Source organism: Amycolatopsis sp. SID8362 (assembly GCF_010550475.1).
GTDB classification, from domain to species: Bacteria; Actinomycetota; Actinomycetes; order Mycobacteriales; family Pseudonocardiaceae; genus Amycolatopsis; species Amycolatopsis eburnea.
Genome location: NZ_JAAGNB010001192.1, coordinates 1 through 852 on the forward strand (window position 1 = coordinate 1; position 852 = coordinate 852).

At 70.8% G+C, this 852-nt stretch carries 1 protein-coding gene; it reads right to left on the reverse strand.

Going from position 1 to position 852, the window contains the following annotated elements; all coding sequences use genetic code 11:
* On the reverse strand, positions 1-351 hold a 351-nt coding region (locus tag G3I65_RS37010; protein ID WP_160700213.1), incomplete at its 3' end, for a copper resistance CopC family protein.
* Between the last annotated feature and the right edge of the window lie 501 nt (positions 352-852).

Sequence of the window (852 nt, forward strand, 5' to 3'; positions counted from 1 at the left end):
CGGGTGCCCGTCCGCGGAGGTGACGCGGTAGCGGATCGTGTAGCCGCCGGCCGGGCCGAGTGGCCGCAGCGGCGCGGAAACCCGACCGTCCACAACGGACGCCGGGCCGCCTTCCCAGTGCGACGCGCCGTCGGGCCCGAGCACGGCCAGCTCGGTGAACCGGTTCTCCACGGGCTCGTTGAACTCGAGCACCACCTCGGCGGGCGGCGCGGTGATCGCCGCGTCCTTCGCCGGCGAACTGGAGAGCAGCACGCTGTGCGCGTCCGCGGCGGGGGCGCACAGCAGGAGCGCGCTGCCGGCCGCCGCCAGCGCGGCGGCGGCGCGGACGGGAAAGGACCAGCGGAAAGTCATGATTTCCTCGCGTTCTCGGGATTCGCGGAACAGGCGGGCGTCACGGAACGGTAGTGATCCCGCCCGGTCGCGCAACGGCGAACCGTGAAACGACTGCGTTAAGCAATTCTCACCGCCCCCTCCAGCGAACCGGGCAAAACGGACGGTTGCTCCACTGGTTCGCCACCCGCGTCACCCGGTCGGCGTAGCAACCGGGGCGTTCGGCGCAGCTTCTCACCGGGCCGAGCCGCCAACCGGCCGACCAACTTTACCTGTCCTTCATGTGAAGATCACTCCCGGAAACCGGACTGCTGGTTTTCTGCTCCCCACATTCCCGTGTTCCCCGGCCGCTCCGGCATTCCGGCGCATTCCATTCCGGGCGAACGGATTCCTGCTCTTGGGAGGACCGAACGTGCGAGGTCCCGCACTGCGCCGCGACCACGTCATCGCCGCGAGCCTGGCCGGCGCGGTCGTGGTCGTCGTCGGCTACGCGTCCGGCATCGGCTTGCGCCCCGGCGGCGC